Source organism: Bacillus sp. MMSF_3353 (genome assembly GCF_030733445.1).
GTDB classification, from domain to species: domain Bacteria; phylum Bacillota; class Bacilli; order Bacillales; family Bacillaceae_G; genus Bacillus_A; species Bacillus_A wiedmannii.
This window is the reverse complement of sequence record NZ_JASHJA010000014.1, coordinates 1-21407: the sequence shown is the minus strand read 5'-3', so window position 1 is coordinate 21407 and position 21407 is coordinate 1. Positions and strand designations below refer to the sequence as shown.

Below are 21407 nucleotides of genomic sequence, written 5' to 3'. Positions count from 1 at the left end.
GAATTTGTTTGAAACTACATATTTAACTATTGAAAAGAGTATTGAATTAACTTTCAATACTCTTTTTATGCAGTTTAATTATATTTGATTAGTGTAGTGTCTTACTGATTATTCATTTCATAACCATTTACAAAAAACGTAATTGTTTCTAATTCATCTTCATTTAATTCTCTATTTACGTCTCGTTTATACGCTGTCTTTATGTTTTCTTCATCGCCTTTATGAATTTCTGTATAAGTTCCTACTGTTTTTAACAAATGCATTTCTTGTAAAAACTCATCCTGACTTATAGCTGTCCCATGAGAAAGAATATAAGTTTCAGCATCAAATGCCTCCAACTCTTCTATTAATTTAAACGTTCGTTTCATCGAATAGTTCCACTTTGAAGAGAAGATATCTGCATATATACAGTCTCCTAAAAATAAAATCTTTTCTTCTTTCACGTAAATAACAACTGAATCATGTGCATGATCTCCGCCGACATGTTTTAACACGCATGTCACTTCACCAAGGTCTAATTCAATTTGATCCTGGAACGTTAAGGTCGGAGGAATAATTTTAATATTTCTCGCTTTTTCTTCAAACTCTTTTTTAATACAATCTGCACAAAATGCAATTTCAGTACCATCTTTTACGCGTGCGTCCAACGCTTCATCTGTCCATTCATAAGATACTAGTGGCTGCATTTCTTTCTTCGTTTCTGCATGCGCAATAGTTAATGCATCTTGTAGTACAGGCAACCCAAAAATATGATCCCAGTGCCAATGCGTTAATGCTACGAAATCAGGACTTGATACATTCTGTTCTTTTAGCATTTCTAAAAATAATTGTGCATGTTCTTCTGAATTCCCTGCATCAATCATTAAAGTTTTTTCTTGTCCAACGACCATTCCTAATATAGGTCTATCTGTTTCAGAAACAGGTGTCATATACCAAAATGAGTTTCCTATTTTTTTAATTTGCTGCATAATTAGCTCCTCCATTTATTAATAATCAGTTTAAACAAATATATGTATGCCACTTGATAGATTATAGCTAGTGTTATTGAAATCTTTATCCAGCGAAAAACGGGATAATTATCAAAGGACAGAATAGATTATCGTTTTAGTTCCAATTTTTTTCGTTTCTATAATGTTCTCTTTCTATTGGTGATAACATTTTTGCAATGTTAGGACGTTTGAATGGAGATAATAAAATTTCATCAAAATAATCTTCTTTATAATATACATTCCAAGGTATAAGTCCATAATATGCATTTGCTAACTCAAGAAGAGTACCATCACTATAACTCATCGAGCCAGCAACACCAAGTCCGCTATGTTGCCAAGGAATTTCGTCTATATTAATCCTAATATCTATATTCCCTACTACCTTCCAATCACCCTTGTCTAATGAACTTGAAAGCAATGTTAGTATAGAGATAAAAGGATGATTTGAAATCTTTTCTACAGCTGGGATAGTCTCAGTATTCAAATTAAATAATCCACAAACCGGACTACCATATGACTTCCGTAATACCTGCCCAAATACATATGTATCATCTCTAAGATTTAGTAAAAATATGTCTCCCGCTTTCCACTTTTGCTTTTTAGGACGTTTGTGAGAAAGGAGTTTGTGTCCTGCTTCTGTAATTTCTACTTCTGAAATCGTTTCATTTATTAATCCATTAATAATTACAGCAATCTTAAGTATAGTAAATGCATTCGTTGTACGAATTACTACCTTACTAGAATCTTGACTAAAATCAATACGCTTGTATAAATCTTTTTCTATTTCATTTCTAAGTATTTTACGAAACTGTTTTAATGCATCATAGTTTGTTTCAACTTTTAATATCTCTGCCAAGTCCTCCGTAATAAAAAAATATGAGGTTGTAGCATCTGGAAGAAAAATATCTATTTTACCTAATGAGACAATCATGTATAATTCACCCACTCAAAAATAATAATTACTGATTTTCTTTAACACGTAGTACCTTCTCCTTTCCATTTAAATATACATCCCAATCATAGTCTTCAATTTTATAGAATCTACCTTCATCATTTCTTTCATATGCACATAAAGGTGGTTCCTCAAGAAAGTTTAAAATAGAATCATCCATATTCAAAACGACTCCAATTGGAATAATTTGAAAGTTTTTAGGATTATTGACATAGTCATCACTTTCATAGCCACTTAATATTGACCAACCAGAGTCACCTTCTTCTCTTGAACCCTCTTTAAGCATAAAGTTAAATTCTCTTTTTTCAAGTACATCATCACTAACAATTACCTTCGTATCAAAATAAAAATCCCAATCTTTTGAAGCTGGATCATTATATTCCGTATCACATATATTTTCAATTCCAAATGAAATTTTATCACCTATTTTTAAATCTAAACGATATGGCTCATTGATCAGTTCCCCTACAAACTTTTTCTCATTTCTTTCAGTGATTTCCACCCACATTCGTTCACCATGAAACCCATCTTCGTCTTCGATTTTAGTTACAAAAATTAACTTTACCAAATCTCCAACCTTTAATTTCTCCAAAACTTCTGAGCTAGGAAGATAGAATGTATAGGGCGCTTCTTTATTTATTTCATAAACATTATCTAAGTACCAAGTCATCTTTTTCTCTCCTTAAAAGCTTTTCACACTCATATTTTAAAAATAACACTATTTTTTCTTCCGGCAAACTACTACCATAGAATAGCAGTCTTCCCCTAACTCATTTCCTTCCCAATCATTATATATATGTAATAATTCAAAACCATTCACTACTAATAATCTTTCTAACTCCTGTGGATACGTATAGCGAAGATCAATCGTTGTTTTCAGTTCTTCTACTTGCATATCACCCTCATAAAATCTTCTTGTTGTTATGTAATGCTGTATTTGCTGAATTGAATCGTATGTCATTTCAGTATATAGATCGCATTTTCTTTCCTTTTCATCACTAATAGTTGTCCAATATTCTTCTGTAGATGGTTGTATTAATTCTTCTTTTGAAGGAAAACGTGTATCGAATATAAATATACCATTATCAGCTAACACATGATGAATAGATGTTAATAACTTATTTTGATCTGTATTCGTAAGAAAGTGTTGAAATCCATGACCAACCATAAATGCTAACAGAATTGTTTCTTCAATCTTTAATTGTAAACAGTCTTGTTGTAACCATTTTACTTTTTTACAATCCATAGATTTTCTCTTTGCTTCAGCAAGCATACCTTCATGTATATCTACACCAATCATTTGATATCCGTTTTCTATAAATGGAATTGTAACCCTTCCTGTTCCGCAGGCAATATCTAGAATCCATTCATTTTGTATATTTAGTTTTTGTGCCCATGATAGTAAGAACGGAAAATCTGACAGACTTTTATTTTCTATATCATATCGTTTTGGATTTTCGTATTCAGATAGACTCCATTTTGTTTGCAAACGTATTCCCCATCTCATATTTCCACTTAAGTTTAATATATAAATTATAACGAATTATTAGTTTTTTCTCTATAATCAAACATAATTACTTGGACTAATCTAACTTTCCTTTTCGTAAGCTAAAAATAAGTGGAAGAATCGGAGTGTGATACGATGGAACGATTATGGATTCCAATGATTGTTACGTTTTTTTCATTTGGTGGATTACTATTAGGCGGTGCTGTCGGCATTGCTACGCGCCAACTAATTGAAGAAAAAATGCATCGTTTATATGCATTATGTGGCGGAATTTTGCTTGGCCTTTTATCCCTTGAAATTATTCCTGAAACATTTGCAAGCTATGAAATAATTGGGCCTATACTTGGTATAGCTATCGGTATTTTAGTTATGAGCTTATTAGATAACTATTGTCACCATCCAATGATACATAAAAAAGATCAACAAGCGTGGCAAACTTTCCTTTTTCTTTCTTTTGCTATATTTATTCATAATTTGCCAAGTGGATTTGCTTTAGGTACAGCTTTTATTAATCATGCTGAATCTGCAGTTCCTTTTTTAATAGCAATCGTTGTTCACCATATTCCTGAAGGATTAGCTTTAATTATCCCCTTTCTCTTTACAAAGCATAAATATATTTCATTTTTACTAACAACTTTATTACTTTCACTTATTCTCGGTACCGGTACTGTTTTTGGTATTTTGATGGAAGGAAAAGCTCTTCATCTACAAGGGCTCATTATGGGAAGTGCTATCGGTTCCCTTGGCTATGTTACAATTCATGAAATGCTTTGGAAAGCAAAGAGACAGCTCTCTTTCCTGACATTTTTAACATGGGCAACTAGTGGATTTTTACTAATAACAGTATTTACACTATTCGCTGGTCATCATTAAAGATAATAATATAATCATTTGTATATTTTTCCTTTTTCTCCAAAACATAATAGTATCTACCTAATTATAAGGAGGAAAAATTATGTTTGGGAAAACAGCGGGTGAAGCTCTAGTTGACCTTTTAATTGACTGGGGAGTAGAACATATATACGGAATGCCTGGAGATTCCATCAATTCTATAATTGAAGCTTTACGAAAAAAACAAGATAAAATCAAATTTATTCAAGTGCGCCATGAAGAAGCTGGTGCACTTGCAGCAGCTGCCTATGCGAAATTAACAGGGAAACTCGGCGTTTGTATGGCAATCGCAGGGCCCGGTGCTATTCATTTATTAAATGGTTTATATGATGCTAAACTCGATAAAGCCCCTGTTCTAGCAATTTCAGGTCAAGTAGAAACAGATTTACTCGGGACGGATTTTTTCCAAGAAGTAAACTTAGAAAGATTATTCGATGATGTTGCGGTATATAACCAGCGCATTATGTCAGCAGAACAGTTGCCTGCTGTCGTGAATCAAGCGATTCGAATGGCTTATACGAAAAAAGGTGTATCTGTTCTTACGATTCCAGATGATGTTCCGAAATTCGAAGTAAAAAGTGGTGCTCGTGTTACAAATACTTCTTTTACATTACCTGAATTATTTCCGCAAGAAGAAGATTTACATGCTGCAAAACTCGCAATAAATGAAGCGAAAAAGCCTGTAATTTTAGCTGGAAAAGGTGCGAAACATGCGAGAGACTCTTTACTTACTTTCGCAGAACACATCGGTGCTCCAATCGTACTTACATTACCAGCTAAAGGAATTATTCCTGATGAACATCCACTTTGTATCGGTGGATTAGGATTAATTGGAACGAAACCATCTTATGAAGCAATGAAACATGCGGATACTTTAATTATGATTGGTACATCCTATCCGTTCACAGGTTTCTTGCCCGAAAAAGCAAAAACAATTCATATCGATACTGATCCTGCCCAAATCGGAAAACGTTACGTAACAGATATTGGCTTAGCTGGTGATGCTGATAAAACATTAAAATGGTTAATTGAAAATGTAGAAAAACACGAGGACCATTCCTTCTTAGAGCATCATCAAGAAATGATGAAAAAGTGGGAAGAAAAATTACACAATCAAGAAGAAGATTCTTCTACTCCAATTAAACCACAACGCGTTATGCATGCACTGCAACAAGTAGCTCATGATGATGCAATATTATCAGTCGATGTCGGAAATGTAACAGTATGGACAGCAAGGCACTTTCGTATGACAAATCAGCAATTTATTATTTCTAGCTGGCTCGCAACACTTGGCTGCGGTTTACCTGGTGCACTTGCTGGAAAAATTGCTTTCCCGGATAAACAAGTATTTGCGGTTTGTGGTGACGGTGGTTTTGGAATGACAATGAACGATTTCGTAACAGCTGTTAAATATAAACTACCAATCGTTGTCGTCGTTTTAAACAATAATAAAATCGCCATGATTAAATTCGAACAAGAAGTTATGGGGAATATCGAATTTGGTACAGACTTAACAAACCCTGATTTTGCAAAATACGCAGAGGCGTGCGGAGGTATTGGATACCGTGTTGAGAATTTAGATGAACTACTTCCTGCTTTCGAAAGTGCGGTAAAACAAAATAGTCCGTGTATTATTGATGTAGTTGTAGATGTAAATGAAGCACCAATGCCAGCAAAAATCACCTTTGGTCAAGCCGCTGGTTATACGAAGCATATGATAAAAGAATTATTTGAAGAAGGTAAGATTGATTTACCACCACTTTAAACAAAAAAAGATAGCTGAAAACGATTTGTTTTATTTAGAACCAAGAAATAGGTATTTAGCATATGTATATCAATAATAGTTATATAATGTTGCACATTGTATAGACGAAAAAGAAGAGGATAGATAAAGCAGAAAGTATATGCATTATCTATCCTTTTTGTACTACATATGACCTCATTTACTAAAACAACATTTTTAGACCTTATTGAACTAACGCATGCGTTAGTTCAATAAGCATTTTTTCACAATCTTTACAGAAATGCTATCCTTTAGTTCAATGAGGAAAAACTGCCTTAATTGCAGCCCTTGCCTCTCCTTTTGTGCGTGGTGGGTGGTACTTCCATTTTACCAATGGATGGTTTCTTCTTGTTTTTCTTGACATAAAAAGGGGCCGTCCCAAAAGCCAATTTCCGATGGCTTTTGGGACCGCCCCTCTAACCCTTTAACTGAAAGAAAACCTGTTCAAAATTGCCTCAGTACTAAGTATGACAGTGTTAAGCTCATTCCCTCGGCTATCTTTTCCCCTTCTGAAATAGAGACTGCGTAAAAAATTTTTGCTGTTCACGCGAGCAATCACCTGACTGCGACTTCTCGGCAAATTGCAGCATTGCGCTAAGCCGCTAATCCAATCAGCGATTTCTTGATGTGGAAGTAACTCTTTGTCAATCATCGTATCCACGATGTTTACCAACCGCTCATCATCCTCATCGCTAAAAATGTGTCTACCATTATGAAGCATGCCAGAAATAGCGACAAGAACCTCACGCAGCATTGCGACGCTGCTCTCCTCGCACTGCACCAGCTCGACAAAAACATCCGCACCATGAGACGCGCTGTGAGCCCAGCCTCCTACTGAAATGTAACCTCGCAGATCCTTCTCCTCTTTATAATAACGGAGCATCGCATGTATTAATTGCTCAATTTCCGCTTGATTAAAAAATGGATTCTGTCTGTGACGTTGCACAATCAAAGCGATAGGTAAAGCAGAGAACGTCCTTGTAAAAACTGACTGATCATCCTCGCTACCAATACTATAGAACAAATGGTTCTCATCAGTCAGAACAGTTAAGAGGCTTCGTAACTCCTCTTCACTGAATCTATTCTCTTCTCTAATCCACATATAAAACATCGAATAAATCAGGTTATCCCGTAATTCTGGCTGAGGATCGCCAATATATTGAAGTAACAAAGGTAAGAAACCTTGATGCTGCTCACCTTCGCGTAACTGATACTCATCCTTCTCAATTCTTTGCAAATCCAGCATCAATTTAGTCCTTGTATCGCTCATTTCCCCATCTCCTTCAACATTAACATAATCTCCTCTATAACAACTTCTGGCTCATCATGATGAATATAATGTCCACTTCGACTAGCAATCCGGTACTTGCTTGACGTTGATAGCCATTGGAATTCTGCTTGGAGTCTTTGCTCAATTTCCAATATTTCTTGAGATGGCCATCCCTCTTCAACATTGTCAGGTAAACCTCTTGTAATAATTACAAGAGGGAGGTTACTTTGCTTTGAATGATCAACGATTTGCTTATAACTTTGTATTTTATCAATCTTCTCACTATTCAACATAGGATTCTCGTAATATTCCCTATTTCTTGCAAGCAGATTTTCGGGTAGAACCTTTTCATAGGCAAGTTCTTTATATTCCGGTGCAGCGTCAACCAAAATCATACCGCAGATGTTCAGTGGATAAAGGCTGGCATATAATCTAGCGACCAAACCACCAAAAGAATGTCCTACCAATATATAGGGCTTCTCCACTTCAAGCGCTAGCAACAATTCGTTTAGCTCCTCGACTAGATTATAGCAAGTCGTCGGGACGGATGCGACTTGACTCCTGCCAATACCCGACCTGTTATAGGAAAAGGTTGATGTTTCTTGCGATATTCGGTCTTGGACTTTTTTCCATGTCTCATAACTATCGCCTAACCCTGCTATGAAGATTACGCTTGGAATACTGTTACGTGAATATTTATTTAATAGTCTGTGGTTATCACATATATCAATTATCTTTTTATTTTGTATAGTTACTTTTAATCACCCAGTTCAATTATAGGATTTACACTATCGATATTTCCATAATAATTCGATTATTATTTCTTTTAAAACTTTACTGTTTTTTAACTTCAGCTATCTTTTTTATTTTTGTACCTCTCTATAGAAAGAAAAATCATTCACATTAGTTTGTATTCGTTTCTCTTCCTTTACTTCTTTATCCTTGCTCTTAAGTATTTTTATATTTCCTAGTTTAATCGCATCTTGCATACTATTACTAACTAGATTTCCCGCTAAAATCGTCATACTATAAAAAGCAATTGGTATAAGTACAATCCATGTATGTGTAGTTAAATGGCGGAAGTTTTGACCAATTAGGCCAGTCCATTCTTTTGTTACACTATCTGGATCCATTCCACTGAAGGTTATTGTTCCACCAAAAAATAATTGCAACAAACCAAGGTGTAAAAGAAGCAATAAAGTACTCACAAATTGTTGGGCTACTAATAAAAGAAATGGTGGTAACATATGCGGCCATATATGGCGCTTCAACCTCTGCCATTTACTCCCGCCGAGAACAGTAGCTGCCAACATAAATTCCTCTTTCTTAATACGTTTTACTTCTTGCGCTACATATAGCATAACTGTTGGTACAGCAAGAAATACAAGAACTATAATTTGAAATGCCACCCGCAAATACAACGGCACAACTTCCGCTCCACTGTCAAACGTTAAAACTTCATTTAACATAAAATAAGAAATCATGACCATTGGTACAATACTAAAAGGATCAAAAAATGATGAAATAACTGGAAAAGAACGTTTACCATACATACCAAGAAGTAAACCAACTCCCCCTCCAACTATAACTCGTAAAATCGCTATAATTATACTCGCTCCAACTGTCCATTTCGCGCCTTCTATTATTAATTGAACAATGTCGCGGCCTTTCACATCACTTCCAAACCAAAATTTACTTGATGGCGAAAATGGAGCTGCCTCTAGTTCTCCTTTTTCGTTATACATCATCGTAAGTTCGCGAATATTCCCATCAAAAAACACCGTATATCCAATACTAACAATCATTAGTACACTTAAAAAAGTAATACCTATCCAAAATCTCACATCTCTTTTTACAACTTGCCACATATTACACACGCTCCTTTATCACATTTTGCAAGAGTGTATGTAATATACGAAATAGTATAAAAAGCGGTACGTATAATATTACTAGACTCACTGTAAATATTTCTAATTTAGAATTTTCTTTTACAAAAACAAACATACCATATGTATTAAATATCCATTCAATAATATATAAATTGGAAAGCATAAATAATATATTTGTTTTCGCATAATAAATTGTCGTCAATAAAACATTTCTTGAAATATGATGTGTCAAAATATGCTGTAAGCTTAATCCTTTACTCTTGGCAAACAAACTATAATCTTTCTCTAACTCTTCTTTAAATCGTAATAACAACAGTTTAATAAATAATAATGTTGTTGGTATTGTAAGACATATAATCGGTAACAAACGTATCCTTTCTTCCCCTAATCCAGCTAGTTTGACCGGCATAAATCCTGTTTTTTGAAAAAGAATTACGACAAGAAGTTGTGATAATAAAATAAGTAATATATCTGGTATACTCTCAAGCGTAAGAAAAATCCCGTTCCACATTTTCTGTTTCATATGAGAACGTTGCAATACCCAAACGACAAGTACATACGCTATAAGCAAAGATAGTAAAAACGCTGATAGAAATACAATCATCGTTTCAATATAATGAATCCATATTTGTGGAAATAATTTTCTTGAGTCCCGAAATCCATATGTAATTTCACCTGGTTGAAGTAACTTTCCTCCAAGAAATACAATCGTGTTCCAAAAACCGATTAAATCCATTTGCAATCCCTTAAATAAACGTGGCAGCGCACCTAAGCAGATTATACATAAAATAGCAGCTACTAGTTGTAAACAAGTAATCCCACACCATTTAACAATTCGCATCAACATAACGATTTCTCCTTACTATCCGATAGAATATTCAGAAATCAAAACCAGATATATTACATCTCTTCAGCTATACCTTGCACTCGTTTCTTTCCACTAGGTAAAATGGCTCGATATAAACACGTAACAAAAAATAATAAACCAAATAAAATAATAAACAACGTATCTGCACGAATCCATTTCGGGAACAACATCGCTATCGCACCGAGAGATAACAGCTGGAATCCTGTCGTTAATGGACTAAGTAAACTTTGAACGCGTCCCATGAATGACTCTTCTACAATTTCATACATCCAGCCCATTATTGCAACATTAATAAATGGTAAAAAGAAAGTCGCAAAAGCGATACATACATAAAAAGACCATACGTGATTTACAAAGTAACACATACCGAAAAAGACTCCTGAGCCCGCCATACCAAATACAATAATAGGCTTAGGTGCATATTTCTTACCTATACTTGTTGCTACTATACTTCCAATTAATAATGAAATCCCTCCAACTACACCGCCCACCATCGCTAAACTTTCATACGTTGCTGGTGCTAATTTATATTTTAATATGTAAGTAGTGGATACGCTTAAAATACCATTTAATAGTCCAAATACGATAAATCCTAAAAGTAATTTTTTTAAAGTGTCATTTTGATATATATACTTGATCCCTTCTTGAAACTCTGTTATTAACATCTTCAAATTAACTTCTTTCCACTTTGTTCTACCATTTGGCAAACGAACTTTTTCTGGAATGGAGATCGTTTGAATCAAAATACCACTCATAATAAATGTGAGCGTATTTACTAAAATGCTCCCGTAAATTCCAAAAGTCCAGTACACCATCGTTGCAATTCCTACCCCAAACAAAGCATACAAACTATTTACCATTTGATTCATACCTGCTGCTGCACCGTATTGGTCTGATTCAACTACTCCTTGTATCATCGACTGTTCTGATGGAGAGAAAAATTGTATACATGCATTTTCCAAAAATAAAAATATAAAGACGAGTATAATCATTCCGTAATAAAGCGAAATTAGAATTCCGATATTACAGAGCGAACAACATATGTTGCTTACCGTACAAATACGTTGTCTATCAAAACGATCCACTACTGTCCCTACTAATAGAAAAAAGATTAATGCGGGTAATGCCATCATAATTTGTGTCATCGTTGCGTAAACTGGTTGTTTTCCGTACTGGTCTAACAAATAAAACATTAAAGAAATTCCAGCAATCATAGAACCGAGTCGCTCTAAAATATTTGCTAGAAAAAAACGGGCATACACTTTGTTGCGAAATAACTGTAGCATTTCTTTCATACTTCTAACCCTTTCTCTCGACAAAATTTTATTTTTTCAGTCATTTCTTGGAAGTTATATTATATTTTTCGACCATTATCCAATCTTTTCCTTCTGTATAGAGAACAATATAAAAAAGACTCTTGTTTTTTATCAAGAGTCTTTTTATTTAACTTCGCTTCAGTTAATACTATGCATCTAAATATCTTTATACGTCTCGCTAACTATTATAATTTTCTAAAGTTCGGATACACTTTATTTATTTTACGAATGTATCGCACATCCAATTATAAAATTTTTCTTCCTCCTCAAATTGTGGATAATGAGCTGACTTCTCAAAAGTAATAAATTCTTTTTGACCTGCTTCAATCGTATCAAAATATGTTTTTGCTGCATGATATGAAGTGTTATAGTCATATTTCCCCATAAGGAAATAAAGCGGTAGCTTCATTTTAGTCACCTTAGTAGGCAATGGATTCTTTAAATCCTTTTCTAATAAGACAGTTTGAGAATGTGATAATCCAACGTTATAACGAATTACGTCTAACAAGTTATATTCATTACTGAGTAACATTCCGATGTTATCACCATCTGGATTTTCAATGAGTCTTGATGTTCCACCATATTTCGCAACATAATTTCTCGGAGTGTATGTATCGCCATTTTTAATTTTTTCAGTCAACCCATTTAAATAGGACACCTCATCTGTATTCCCAGCTTTTTGTGCCTGTTCAACCACATATTTTAAACTATCGATTTCACTTTCTACTGTATCACTCATTTGCCCGATGCCAACATATGCTTCAAATTTTTCCGGGGCTTTATTGGCAGCTTGCATTCCGATATATGTACCGTAAGAATGACCAACCAATATTATTTTTTCTCGACCAAGACGGTTTGAAATATAATCTGTCATAGCTAATAAGTCTTCTACAAGAAGATCTGATATAAGGTTCGAATAGTCTTCAAAGAAATGATACGACTTCCCGCTCGCTCTTTGATCGTAATTAACAACTGTGAATTTCTCTTCCAATAAGTTTTGGTATTTTTGAGCATATGGTATTTCTGAAGTTCCTGGTCCACCATGTACAAAAATAATAACTGGATTGTTCCTATCTTTGCCGCGTATCATAATTTCATGACCACTGCCATTTATCTCTACTTGCTCTAATATGTTTATACTGTTCTTCCCCTTTATTTGCGAAGTCCATGTAGGAAATATTAGTGCTACGATTAATAATAGTGTAGTGATGGCACCAATAAGTTTTATTAATTTTTTTATCTTCTTCATAAGTAGTCTCCTTTCTTTTAAATTTATAAAAACATCAATTTAATTCTGTAAAACTCCCTCAAAATAATATGAATATATAACAATTTCTCTCTCTAATTTCATCTTGCTCGTTTGCACATTTTTAATATCCCATACACTTCTTAACTTTCCCCTATATAAACTCTTAATATTTTCTTAATTTTCAATATAAATTTTATAGAAAGACTCGGTCACAATGTATTAAAAATAAAGAAAAAAGCCCTTGTTTTCAAAACAAAGACTTTTTTCCTTTAACTATTTCGCTACCTCTTCTTTCGGCATTACCATACCTTTGTAAAGTTGAACAGTTATCCAGTAATAGATGAAATAAATGACTAAGAAAATCCCTATCGGCACCCACACTTTTACAAACGGGTCAACTAATATGAAGCTAAATAAGTTTAGCCCTACTAACACGTGGGAAATCCCAATGATTGCCGGGAAGATAAATAAATATGAAATTTCTTTATATATACTTTTCGTTAACATACTACGTCTCACACCAATTTTTCGTAACATTTCATAACGTCGTACGTCACGAGAAGCACCTGTTAATATTTTGAACATAAAAGAACTTGCCATCATTGCTAAAAAGGCAATTCCGAGGAAAAATCCCATAAACATTGTTCCACTCATGAAACTGTTCATAAACTGATAAATTGTCATTTTCGTAAATAAGTCTACTTTTGCACCTGTTGTTTTTTCAATTTGTTCTTTTTGTCTCTTGTCTATTTCAATTAACAACGGTTTATATTTTTTCATATCATCTACTTTTGCTAATGTTACACTATGTTCCGTTCCTTGAACTGCTTTGTAGTGTTCTTCATCTGCAATCCTTACAGGTTTTCCGTTAAATTGATTATGTGTAATTTGTATTTCTCTTACAACCGCATCTTCCCAATCCCTTGGCATACGAGGAAGTTTATTGGCTGCTTCAGGAGCTTCCAAAGCAGAATAAACAGGTTCAGTTAAAGGTTCAGCCACACGTTTACGAGCAGGTTCTTTTAAAGTTTTTGTATCAAAGTGGTCTGAAACAAGTGGTGGTTTCTCAGTTAAGTCGTTACGTAAATAATAAACCGCTTCTCCATCTACTTTATACTTATACTTGCTTTCTTCCACAATTTCCATTTCTTTTAAGGCTGCTTTATCTTGATTATTTGGATCATGAATTACGACATCATATACACGAGAGAAGTCTGTCATAATACCTACATTTTTTTGGAACGCCATCCCTGCCGTCATCGCACCTGCACCTAATGCAATTAACATCGCTACGGTACCTAATACTCTCGATAAACTATTTACTCGAAAGCGTAGCTGTGCATATGTAAAACTATTTAAGCCCGTTTCATTTCGTTTTTTATTCCCTTTAATTTTCATCACAAAAAATGGAAGCAATGAACTAAAGATAAAATATGTTCCGAGTGTTGTAACGATTGTCGCTATTATAAAACCAAGTTCAGCAAACATTTTTATATTTACCATAAAATAATATCCTGTACTTACTAGTAATACACCAAGTACAGTCATTATAATAATGCGAGTTTTACTTTTCTTCACTTCATCTAGTGTTTCATCTTCACGTATTAATTCTAATTCTGTTTTACGTAATAAACGGATGCTATTCATTAAACCAGTAATAAAAAATAGTATTAAGAAGAAAATAGCTGTAACTAAGATTGCTGGTGTATATACAGATGAATAACTACCTTTTGTTGAAATTTCCATACCATTCATTAAAAAGTTTCCTGCTACACTTGCAAGTAACATCCCTACTAAGATCCCGATAATAATACTGACAATACCCATACCGAATGTTTCAATAAATAATAACTGTGCTACTTTTTTCTTTTTCGCACCGAGCATCATGTACATACCGAGTTCTTTTCTTCTTAATGTGAGTAAGAAAGAATTGGCATATATAATATAAAATACAGTAATGAAAGATAATAGTATGGCACCTACCCAAAATACGAGTCTAATACTACCAATAAGACTATTATCCTTCGTAAATTCACTATTCATCGCCATCGTTTGGAACATGTAGAAAATACTAATACTAATAACGAGACCAATAAGTAAAACCATATAATCTTTTAACATCTTTTTCATACTATGACGTGATAATTTGAATAACATAGTCTCGCCCCCTACTTAGACTCAGCAGCTGAGCCCATATGAGCGAGCACGCCTAAAATGTCTTGATAGAAATTTTCTCGCGTTCCTTGACGTTTTAACTCTTTATAAAGAAGACCGTCTTGAATAAATAAAATACGTTCACAATAACTCGCGCTAAATGCATCGTGTGTAACCATCAAAATACTTACATTGTGATTTTCATGTAAATCTTGCATCGCTTCTAATAAGCTTTTTGCATTTTTACTATCAAGCGCACCTGTCGGTTCATCTGCTAATACGATTGCTGGATTATGTACTAAAGCTCGTGCTGCCGCCGTTCTTTGCTTTTGTCCACCAGAAACAGCAGTTGGATATTTCGTTAAAATTTCAGTAATCCCTAATTTCTTTGCAACCTCATTTACCTTCCCCGTAATCTCACTTGAAGGTACGCCTTGCAGAGAAAGTGGTAAAGCGATATTTTCATAAATTGATAAGTTTTCTAGTAAGTTAAAATCTTGAAAAATGAATCCTAATTTTTGAGATCGAAAATCAGATAATGCATTCCCCTTCATAGAAGTAATATTTGTACCAGCTATTGTCACACTGCCACCCGTTGCTTGATCCAATGTACTAATCACATTAAGTAAAGTCGTTTTTCCAGATCCAGAAGGACCCATAATCCCGACGAATTCCCCTTCTTTAATACTTAATGACACACCCCTTAACGCTTTTGACTGATTCTCATTTCTTTTCCCATACGTTTTTTCTACACGTTCTACAGTAACTACATTTGTTGACATCTCTTTCACTCCATCCCTTTTGTATAAAATTAATTTCTCACATATTTCTTATCTTTTTCTCATGTAAATCCTTAATAATTTTTAAACTTTTCAATCAGAAAGGATTACACGAGTTACGTAAACCTTTTTCCTATTCCATATTCTCACTTTTCTAAAACTCGTTCCTTCGATTTCGCTTACATTTACCTTACATTTTTGTAAGGTAAAAAATATTACAGACCATTTCATAAGGTGGATTCATTTGTAATGAGCAAGTTTTTTATTTTTATCAAAATTAATAGGATACATAAATAACAATAATAATAAGTTAAAAAACAATATAATTTTATTTTAAAACGATAAATTATATGATAAAATCATGTTGTCATTAAATAAACGAGGTGCTTTTTATGAAACAAGTTACAACACTCTTTTTAAAACTAGCTATTGTTTTTATAGGTATAGTAGTACTTGCATTGTGCATATTTTTAGTTCCTAAAATCGGGAATTTCGCTGGAGAATTGTATCCAGCTATTGCTTATATGAAATCTCTCGTTTTAATCGATATGTACGTAGCGACGATACCTTTTTACTTCGCTCTGTATCAAGTTTTTAAACTTTTAAGTTATATTGATAAGAACAAAGCGTTCTCGGTATTATCAGTAAAGGCTTTAAAAAATATAAAATACTGTGCCCTCACTATCGGTACCATATACATACTAGGTATGCCACTTTACTATCTTATGGCAAAAAAAATTGATCCTCCAAGTTTTATACCAATTGGATTGATCATTATTTTCTCCTCTATCGTGATTGCTGTTTTTGCTGCAGTTCTCCAAAAGCTCTTACAAGAAGCCATTAATATAAAATCAGAAAATGATTTAACGGTATGAAGTGAAGTATATGGCAATAAATGATGAAGGGATAGCGATTAAGCTATCCCTTCATCATTTATTATGGTTCTTTAATGAGTTTAAATTCAGTAATACATGTTAATGGTGTATTTTATTATCAATCTCTATTTCTTATTTTTTATTTCCTCTTTTATACTCTCCACAAACCCATTTAGTTCAATAACTTCTGACTGGTCTTCACCGTATTTACGTACATTTACAGATCCGTTCTCCATTTCCTTATCCCCAATAACAAGAACATAAGGAACTTTTTGCATTTGTGCTTCTCTTATTTTATATCCTAACTTTTCATCTCGTACATCTCTTTCAACACGAATGCCAGCTTGTGCTAATTTATCCGCAATCTCATCTGCGTATTGTACATGGACTGCATTCGAAACTGGAATGACCTTCACTTGAACCGGTGCCACCCATGCCGGGAACGCGCCTCCAAAGTGCTCAATTAATATCGCTAAGAAACGGTCTAAAGATCCTAAAACTGCTCTGTGAATGACAACTGGTCTTCTCTTTTCATTCTTCTCATCTATATAATTTAAATCAAACTTCTCTGGCATTTGGAAATCTAGTTGGATTGTCCCGCACTGATGACTTCTATTTAAAGCGTCTTTAATATGGAAGTCGATTTTCGGTCCATAAAATGCACCGTCACCTTCATTTAGTCTATATTTATAATTCAATGAATGTAATACATTTTCTAATGCCTCTTCTGCTTGCTCCCACAACTTATCATCACCCATTGAATCTTCTGGACGAGTAGAAAGCTCTACTTCATATTCGAATCCAAAAGTTTTATAAACGTAATCAATTTGCGCCATTACAGATTTAATTTCATCTTCAATTTGTTCTGGAGTTACAAATAAATGAGCATCATCTTGGCAGAATGTACGTACTCTTAATAATCCATTTAATGCCCCGCTAAATTCGTGTCGGTGTACTTGACCGAACTCACACATACGAATTGGCAATTCGCGATAAGAGTGTAATTTATTTTTGAACATTAACATATGTCCTGGGCAGTTCATTGGTTTTAATGCGAAACTTTTATTGTCTACTTCAGAGAAATACATGTTGTCTTTGTAATGTCCCCAGTGTCCTGATTTCTCCCATAATTCTTGGTTCATCATAAACGGAGTACGTACTTCTTGATACTTATACTCTTTTTGAATTTCTCTTAAAAATGCTTCTAATTCATTACGAATAATTTGTCCTTTCGGTAAATAAAATGGCATTCCCGGAGCCTCTTCAGAAAACATAAATAACTCCAGCTCACTACCTAATTTACGATGATTTCTTTTTGCTGCTTCTTCAACGAAATGTAAATAACCTTCTAATTCTTTTTGAGAAGAGAACGCAACACCATATATACGCTGAAGCACTTGATTGTTACTATCACCTCGCCAATATGCACCAGAAACGTGAGTTAATTGGAAGGCTTTCAAATAGCCTGTTGACGGTAAATGAGGTCCTCTACATAAGTCTACAAATTCACCTTGTTTATAGAGTGTTACACTTTCCCCACTAGGAATTGCTTCTAACAATTCTAATTTCAGGTGATCATTCATTTCTTGAAACAGTTTTTTTGCCTCTTCTCGTGAAACCTCAACTCGCTCTATTTTTATATTTTCATTTATAATTTTTTTCATTTCTTTTTCGATTTCCGGCAAATCTTCTACGTTTACACTACTCGGAAGATCCATATCATAATAAAATCCATTTTCAATAACAGGTCCTACACCAAGGTTTACATTACCATGCATTCTCTTTACAGCTTGCGCTAAAATATGTGCCGCAGAGTGTCTTGCAATTTCTACCCCTTCATTTGAATCTATAGTAACGATTTCTACTTCCGCATTTTCTTCAATATTTCGGCGTAAATCATATAACTGATCATTTACTTTCCCTGCGACTGCTTTCTTTTTTAAACTACTGCTAATGGGTCCCGCAATTTCTTCTAAAGTAATTCCTTTTACAAATTCTTTAACGCTTCCATCCGGAAATTTCATTTCAATCATCTGTTCTTTCATTTTTCATCTCTCCATTTCATAATAAAAAGCACACTCATCCCTAAAATAGGGACGAGCGTGCTTTTACCCGTGGTTCCACCCAGATTCCCATCACAAAAAACATAATGGCTTCTTTTACGGTAACGTCGTTTACACGGCACTAGATACTTAATTTCCCCAGTACAGCTCTAAGGTGGTAAGTTATTTTTCTGCGTTAGGAAGTTCTCAGCTTTCCTTCCTTCTCTGTATAACCGGATAAAATAACTCGTGTCCTTTTCTTCGCTTATTATGAAATTGAATACAAAAAAGCATATTCATCCCTAAAATAGGGACGAATATGCTTATATCCGTGGTTCCACCCAGATTCCCATCACAAAAAACATAATGGCTTCTTTTGCGATAACGTCGCTTACACGGCACTAGATACTTAGTTTCCCCAGTGCAGCTCTAAGGTGGTAAGTTATTTTTCTGCGTTAGGAAGTTCTCAGCTTTCCTTCCTTCTCTGTATAACCGGATAAAATAACTCGTGTCCTTTTCTTTGCTTTTAAAAGTACATCCATTAATTGTTATTTACTATATCTTATTCATTTTATTTTTGCAAGTGTTTAAAAATGATTTTTTATTTAATAAAAAAAGAAACCAAAAATAGATTTTTGGTTTCCTCTTTTCAATTTTACCAATCTTGTGGTTCGTAATTTAAGTCTGAAAATAGACGTCGTTTCTCTTTCTTCGATAAATCTCTCCACTGTCCAACAGGTAAATTATTTAATTCTATATTCATAATTCTTGTACGCTTTAAAGTGTATACTTGATAACCTAAAGCTTCACACATACGACGAATTTGACGATTCAACCCTTGAGTTAAAATAATTTGGAATTCATATTTTGATAACTGTGTTACCTCACAAGGAAGCGTTTTCGTTCCTAAAATTTTCACACCAGCTGCCATTTTCTCTAGAAAATCAGGTGTAATTGGCTTATCTACTGAAACGATATATTCTTTTTCATGTTTGTTTTCAGCACGTAAAATTTCATTTACAATATCACCATCATTCGTTAATAAAATTAAACCGTCTGAGTCTTTATCAAGACGTCCAATGTGACTAATTCGTAATGGATGATTCACTAAATCGATAATATTACCTTTTACAGCTTTTTCACTCGTACATGTAATACCTACTGGTTTATTTAAAGCGATATATACGTGATCTCGAGCAATACGAAGTTGCTCTCCATTTACACGTACATCATCACCTGGATTTACTTGGTCACCAATTTTTGCAACCTTACCGTTAATAATTACTCTTCTCTCATTAATTAGTTTATCTGCTCCACGTCGAGACGCTTTTCCAGCTTCACTAATAAATTTATTGATACGCAAATTAGGCACATCCTTTTCAAAAAAATTCAAGCTCACACTGCTTCTACCGTACAATACAAAAGGGTAAGCCTTCTATTATAACTTAAATATATTAACATGAAAGGGTATATAACGTCTTCTATTAATTACTCGTTTATAAGAAAATATCTTTATTATACATTCATTTATGCACGTTTTGTACACTTAATATACAAGCCACTCTTCCTTACATACAGCTTGTTTACTTCTTATATCTTTTAAATCATCATGAATATTAGCTAGTTTATACAACTCTGGGAAAATCTCTTCTACATAATTTTGATGCGCCATTTCATCTTTCCAATAAGTTAACACTATGTAACAATTTTCATTTTTTAAAGACTTTCCAACAACTCCACCTAACATCCCTTTTGCATTTTCCATCCCTTTATTCCAAATTGTTTCTTGTTTATGTAAAAACTGCTTTTTTCTTTGTTGTTTTACATCACAAATTGCAACTCGTACAAAAGATCCTGCTGTAATTACATCGTTCAAATGCGTATCAGTTATATCATACAACGGTTGAAATAATTCAATTTCACATGAAAGAAACGTATCCTCTTGATTACTATTTAAATAAATGGTATCGTGTGCACTATTCATAAATGATTGATAAGCCCTTCTATCTTCCCATAAAGTGAACACACATGCCTCATCTTCATTCCATCCACCAAATTGTCCGTGAAATCCATCTAGATGCTGTATAGCTTGCCATTTTTCTTGTGCTTTTGAAAATAACTCTTTTTTCTCTTCTTCCACCTTACAGTAGATTGTTTTTAGTAACATTTTTAACTCCCCCTTAGGATATAATTTACCTTCCACTTATAATTTTCAGTTTACATAATATTTTTATAATCTCCTCATTACTCTTTATGTGCATATAGAACTAATCATATTTATCACTACATCTATCAAACCATCTATCTGATTTTATTTCAAATAATTCAGAATCAAAAGAAAAGATGTAACCCTTAACGAATTACAACTTTATCTTATCTCCCTTTCTTATTCACCTTTTGTTCAAATAAATAATACGTAAGTTCTCCTGGATAATGTAATACAGTTACCTTCCGCTCCCCTTTTTTAAAACTAACAGTATGTCCGTTTTCCCCTAAGTTCTCCCATCCACTAGCCTTTGTAATAGGCATTACACTTATATATTTATACTCCTCTTCCTTATCATTGTTAATATGAATTGCTGACATTGGTACTGGAAAATCTTCAATTTTAGATTCTTTGTCTAAATATATAAGTGTAAATAAACTAACTAATAACACAACCGTTGAAATATTTGAAACTAGTTTTCTTCTATTCATTTTCACTAAAAACCCTCTTTTCTCACATATTACTTTCATTATTTTACTAATCTTGATTATTTGTGTATATAAAAAATATAATTAAAATTAATTCCAGACTATATTCTCTATTATTAACAATATTATTGTTATATATTATAATTATA

General features: G+C 33.6%; 19 protein-coding genes and 2 other annotated features. Of the genes, 3 read left to right on the top strand and 16 right to left on the bottom strand.

From position 1 onward, the window contains the following. Positions 1-101: 101 nt before the first annotated feature. The 4 genes from RBB48_RS21825 to RBB48_RS21810 all read right to left on the bottom strand — a co-directional run bounded on the left by RBB48_RS21825 (position 102) and on the right by RBB48_RS21810 (position 3448). Entirely contained in the window at positions 102-968 is an 867-nt protein-coding gene (locus RBB48_RS21825) for an MBL fold metallo-hydrolase (protein WP_088063323.1), read from the bottom strand. Between the two features lie 136 nt (positions 969-1104). Beyond that, entirely contained in the window at positions 1105-1920 is an 816-nt protein-coding gene (locus tag RBB48_RS21820) for an Imm26 family immunity protein (protein ID WP_306008061.1), read from the bottom strand. A gap of 28 nt (positions 1921-1948) precedes the next feature. After that, positions 1949-2611 (bottom strand): immunity protein Imm33 domain-containing protein, encoded by a 663-nt coding sequence (locus RBB48_RS21815; RefSeq protein ID WP_088063320.1) that lies wholly within the window; start codon positions 2609-2611, stop codon positions 1949-1951. A gap of 48 nt (positions 2612-2659) precedes the next feature. Continuing rightward, the gene (locus RBB48_RS21810; RefSeq protein ID WP_088063319.1) at positions 2660-3448 is read right to left on the bottom strand and encodes a class I SAM-dependent DNA methyltransferase; all 789 of its coding nucleotides are present in this window, start codon (positions 3446-3448) and stop codon (positions 2660-2662) included. 135 nt (positions 3449-3583) lie between these two features. Between RBB48_RS21810 and RBB48_RS21805 the strand changes: the two genes are divergently transcribed. Both RBB48_RS21805 and RBB48_RS21800 read left to right on the top strand, forming a co-directional pair. Next, positions 3584-4321 (top strand): ZIP family metal transporter, encoded by a 738-nt coding sequence (locus RBB48_RS21805; RefSeq protein ID WP_147788051.1) that lies wholly within the window; start codon positions 3584-3586, stop codon positions 4319-4321. Between the two features lie 82 nt (positions 4322-4403). Beyond that, positions 4404-6104, top strand: a complete 1701-nt coding sequence (locus tag RBB48_RS21800; protein ID WP_088063317.1) for a pyruvate oxidase — start codon at positions 4404-4406, stop codon at positions 6102-6104. A 442-nt stretch (positions 6105-6546) separates the two neighbouring features. Here the strand turns inward: RBB48_RS21800 and RBB48_RS21795 are convergent, their stop codons facing one another. The 8 genes from RBB48_RS21795 to RBB48_RS21760 all read right to left on the bottom strand — a co-directional run bounded on the left by RBB48_RS21795 (position 6547) and on the right by RBB48_RS21760 (position 15650). Continuing rightward, complete coding sequence (locus tag RBB48_RS21795) at positions 6547-7392, bottom strand: DUF2785 domain-containing protein (RefSeq protein WP_088063316.1); 846 nt, start codon at positions 7390-7392, stop codon at positions 6547-6549. Further along, positions 7389-8141 carry an alpha/beta fold hydrolase gene (locus RBB48_RS21790; RefSeq protein WP_316245556.1) on the bottom strand — a complete coding sequence of 251 codons (753 nt, stop codon included), beginning with the start codon at positions 8139-8141 and terminating at the stop codon, positions 7389-7391. The genes RBB48_RS21795 and RBB48_RS21790 overlap by 4 nt, the downstream gene beginning before the upstream one ends. 114 nt (positions 8142-8255) lie before the next feature. After that, complete coding sequence (locus RBB48_RS21785; protein ID WP_088063314.1) at positions 8256-9260, bottom strand: ABC transporter permease subunit; 1005 nt, start codon at positions 9258-9260, stop codon at positions 8256-8258. 1 nt (position 9261) lies between these two features. Further along, positions 9262-10128, bottom strand: coding sequence for an ABC transporter permease subunit (locus RBB48_RS21780; RefSeq protein ID WP_060488707.1), 867 nt, complete (start codon positions 10126-10128; stop codon positions 9262-9264). A 53-nt stretch (positions 10129-10181) separates the two neighbouring features. Then, on the bottom strand, positions 10182-11468 hold the full coding sequence (locus RBB48_RS21775) for an MFS transporter (RefSeq protein ID WP_088063313.1): 1287 nt from the start codon (positions 11466-11468) through the stop codon (positions 10182-10184). Between the two features lie 214 nt (positions 11469-11682). Continuing rightward, positions 11683-12714, bottom strand: coding sequence for an alpha/beta hydrolase (locus RBB48_RS21770; protein ID WP_088063312.1), 1032 nt, complete (start codon positions 12712-12714; stop codon positions 11683-11685). A gap of 273 nt (positions 12715-12987) precedes the next feature. Then, entirely contained in the window at positions 12988-14871 is a 1884-nt protein-coding gene (locus tag RBB48_RS21765) for an FtsX-like permease family protein (protein WP_306008060.1), read from the bottom strand. Between the two features lie 11 nt (positions 14872-14882). After that, positions 14883-15650 carry an ABC transporter ATP-binding protein gene (locus RBB48_RS21760; RefSeq protein ID WP_000106412.1) on the bottom strand — a complete coding sequence of 256 codons (768 nt, stop codon included), beginning with the start codon at positions 15648-15650 and terminating at the stop codon, positions 14883-14885. Positions 15651-16039: 389 nt separating this feature from the next. Here RBB48_RS21760 and RBB48_RS21755 point away from each other — a divergent pair, with 389 nt between their 5' ends. Beyond that, the gene (locus tag RBB48_RS21755; protein WP_046959368.1) at positions 16040-16522 is read left to right on the top strand and encodes a DUF2975 domain-containing protein; all 483 of its coding nucleotides are present in this window, start codon (positions 16040-16042) and stop codon (positions 16520-16522) included. 125 nt (positions 16523-16647) lie between these two features. Here RBB48_RS21755 and thrS read toward each other — a convergent pair whose 3' ends face one another. The 4 genes from thrS to RBB48_RS21735 all read right to left on the bottom strand — a co-directional run bounded on the left by thrS (position 16648) and on the right by RBB48_RS21735 (position 21303). Then, positions 16648-18567, bottom strand: coding sequence for a threonine--tRNA ligase (gene thrS / locus RBB48_RS21750; RefSeq protein WP_306008059.1), 1920 nt, complete (start codon positions 18565-18567; stop codon positions 16648-16650). A 44-nt stretch (positions 18568-18611) separates the two neighbouring features. Further along, positions 18612-18835: a binding site (T-box leader), on the bottom strand. Positions 18836-18870: 35 nt separating this feature from the next. Next, positions 18871-19094 (bottom strand) — a binding site (T-box leader). A gap of 125 nt (positions 19095-19219) precedes the next feature. Then, complete coding sequence (gene rluF / locus RBB48_RS21745) at positions 19220-19927, bottom strand: 23S rRNA pseudouridine(2604) synthase RluF (RefSeq protein WP_001222161.1); 708 nt, start codon at positions 19925-19927, stop codon at positions 19220-19222. A gap of 183 nt (positions 19928-20110) precedes the next feature. Further along, a complete protein-coding gene (locus RBB48_RS21740) occupies positions 20111-20731 on the bottom strand; it encodes a YdbC family protein (RefSeq protein ID WP_088063309.1) in 621 nt (206 codons plus the stop codon). Between the two features lie 206 nt (positions 20732-20937). Further along, positions 20938-21303, bottom strand: coding sequence for a hypothetical protein (locus RBB48_RS21735; RefSeq protein ID WP_098133849.1), 366 nt, complete (start codon positions 21301-21303; stop codon positions 20938-20940). Positions 21304-21407: the final 104 nt, after the last annotated feature.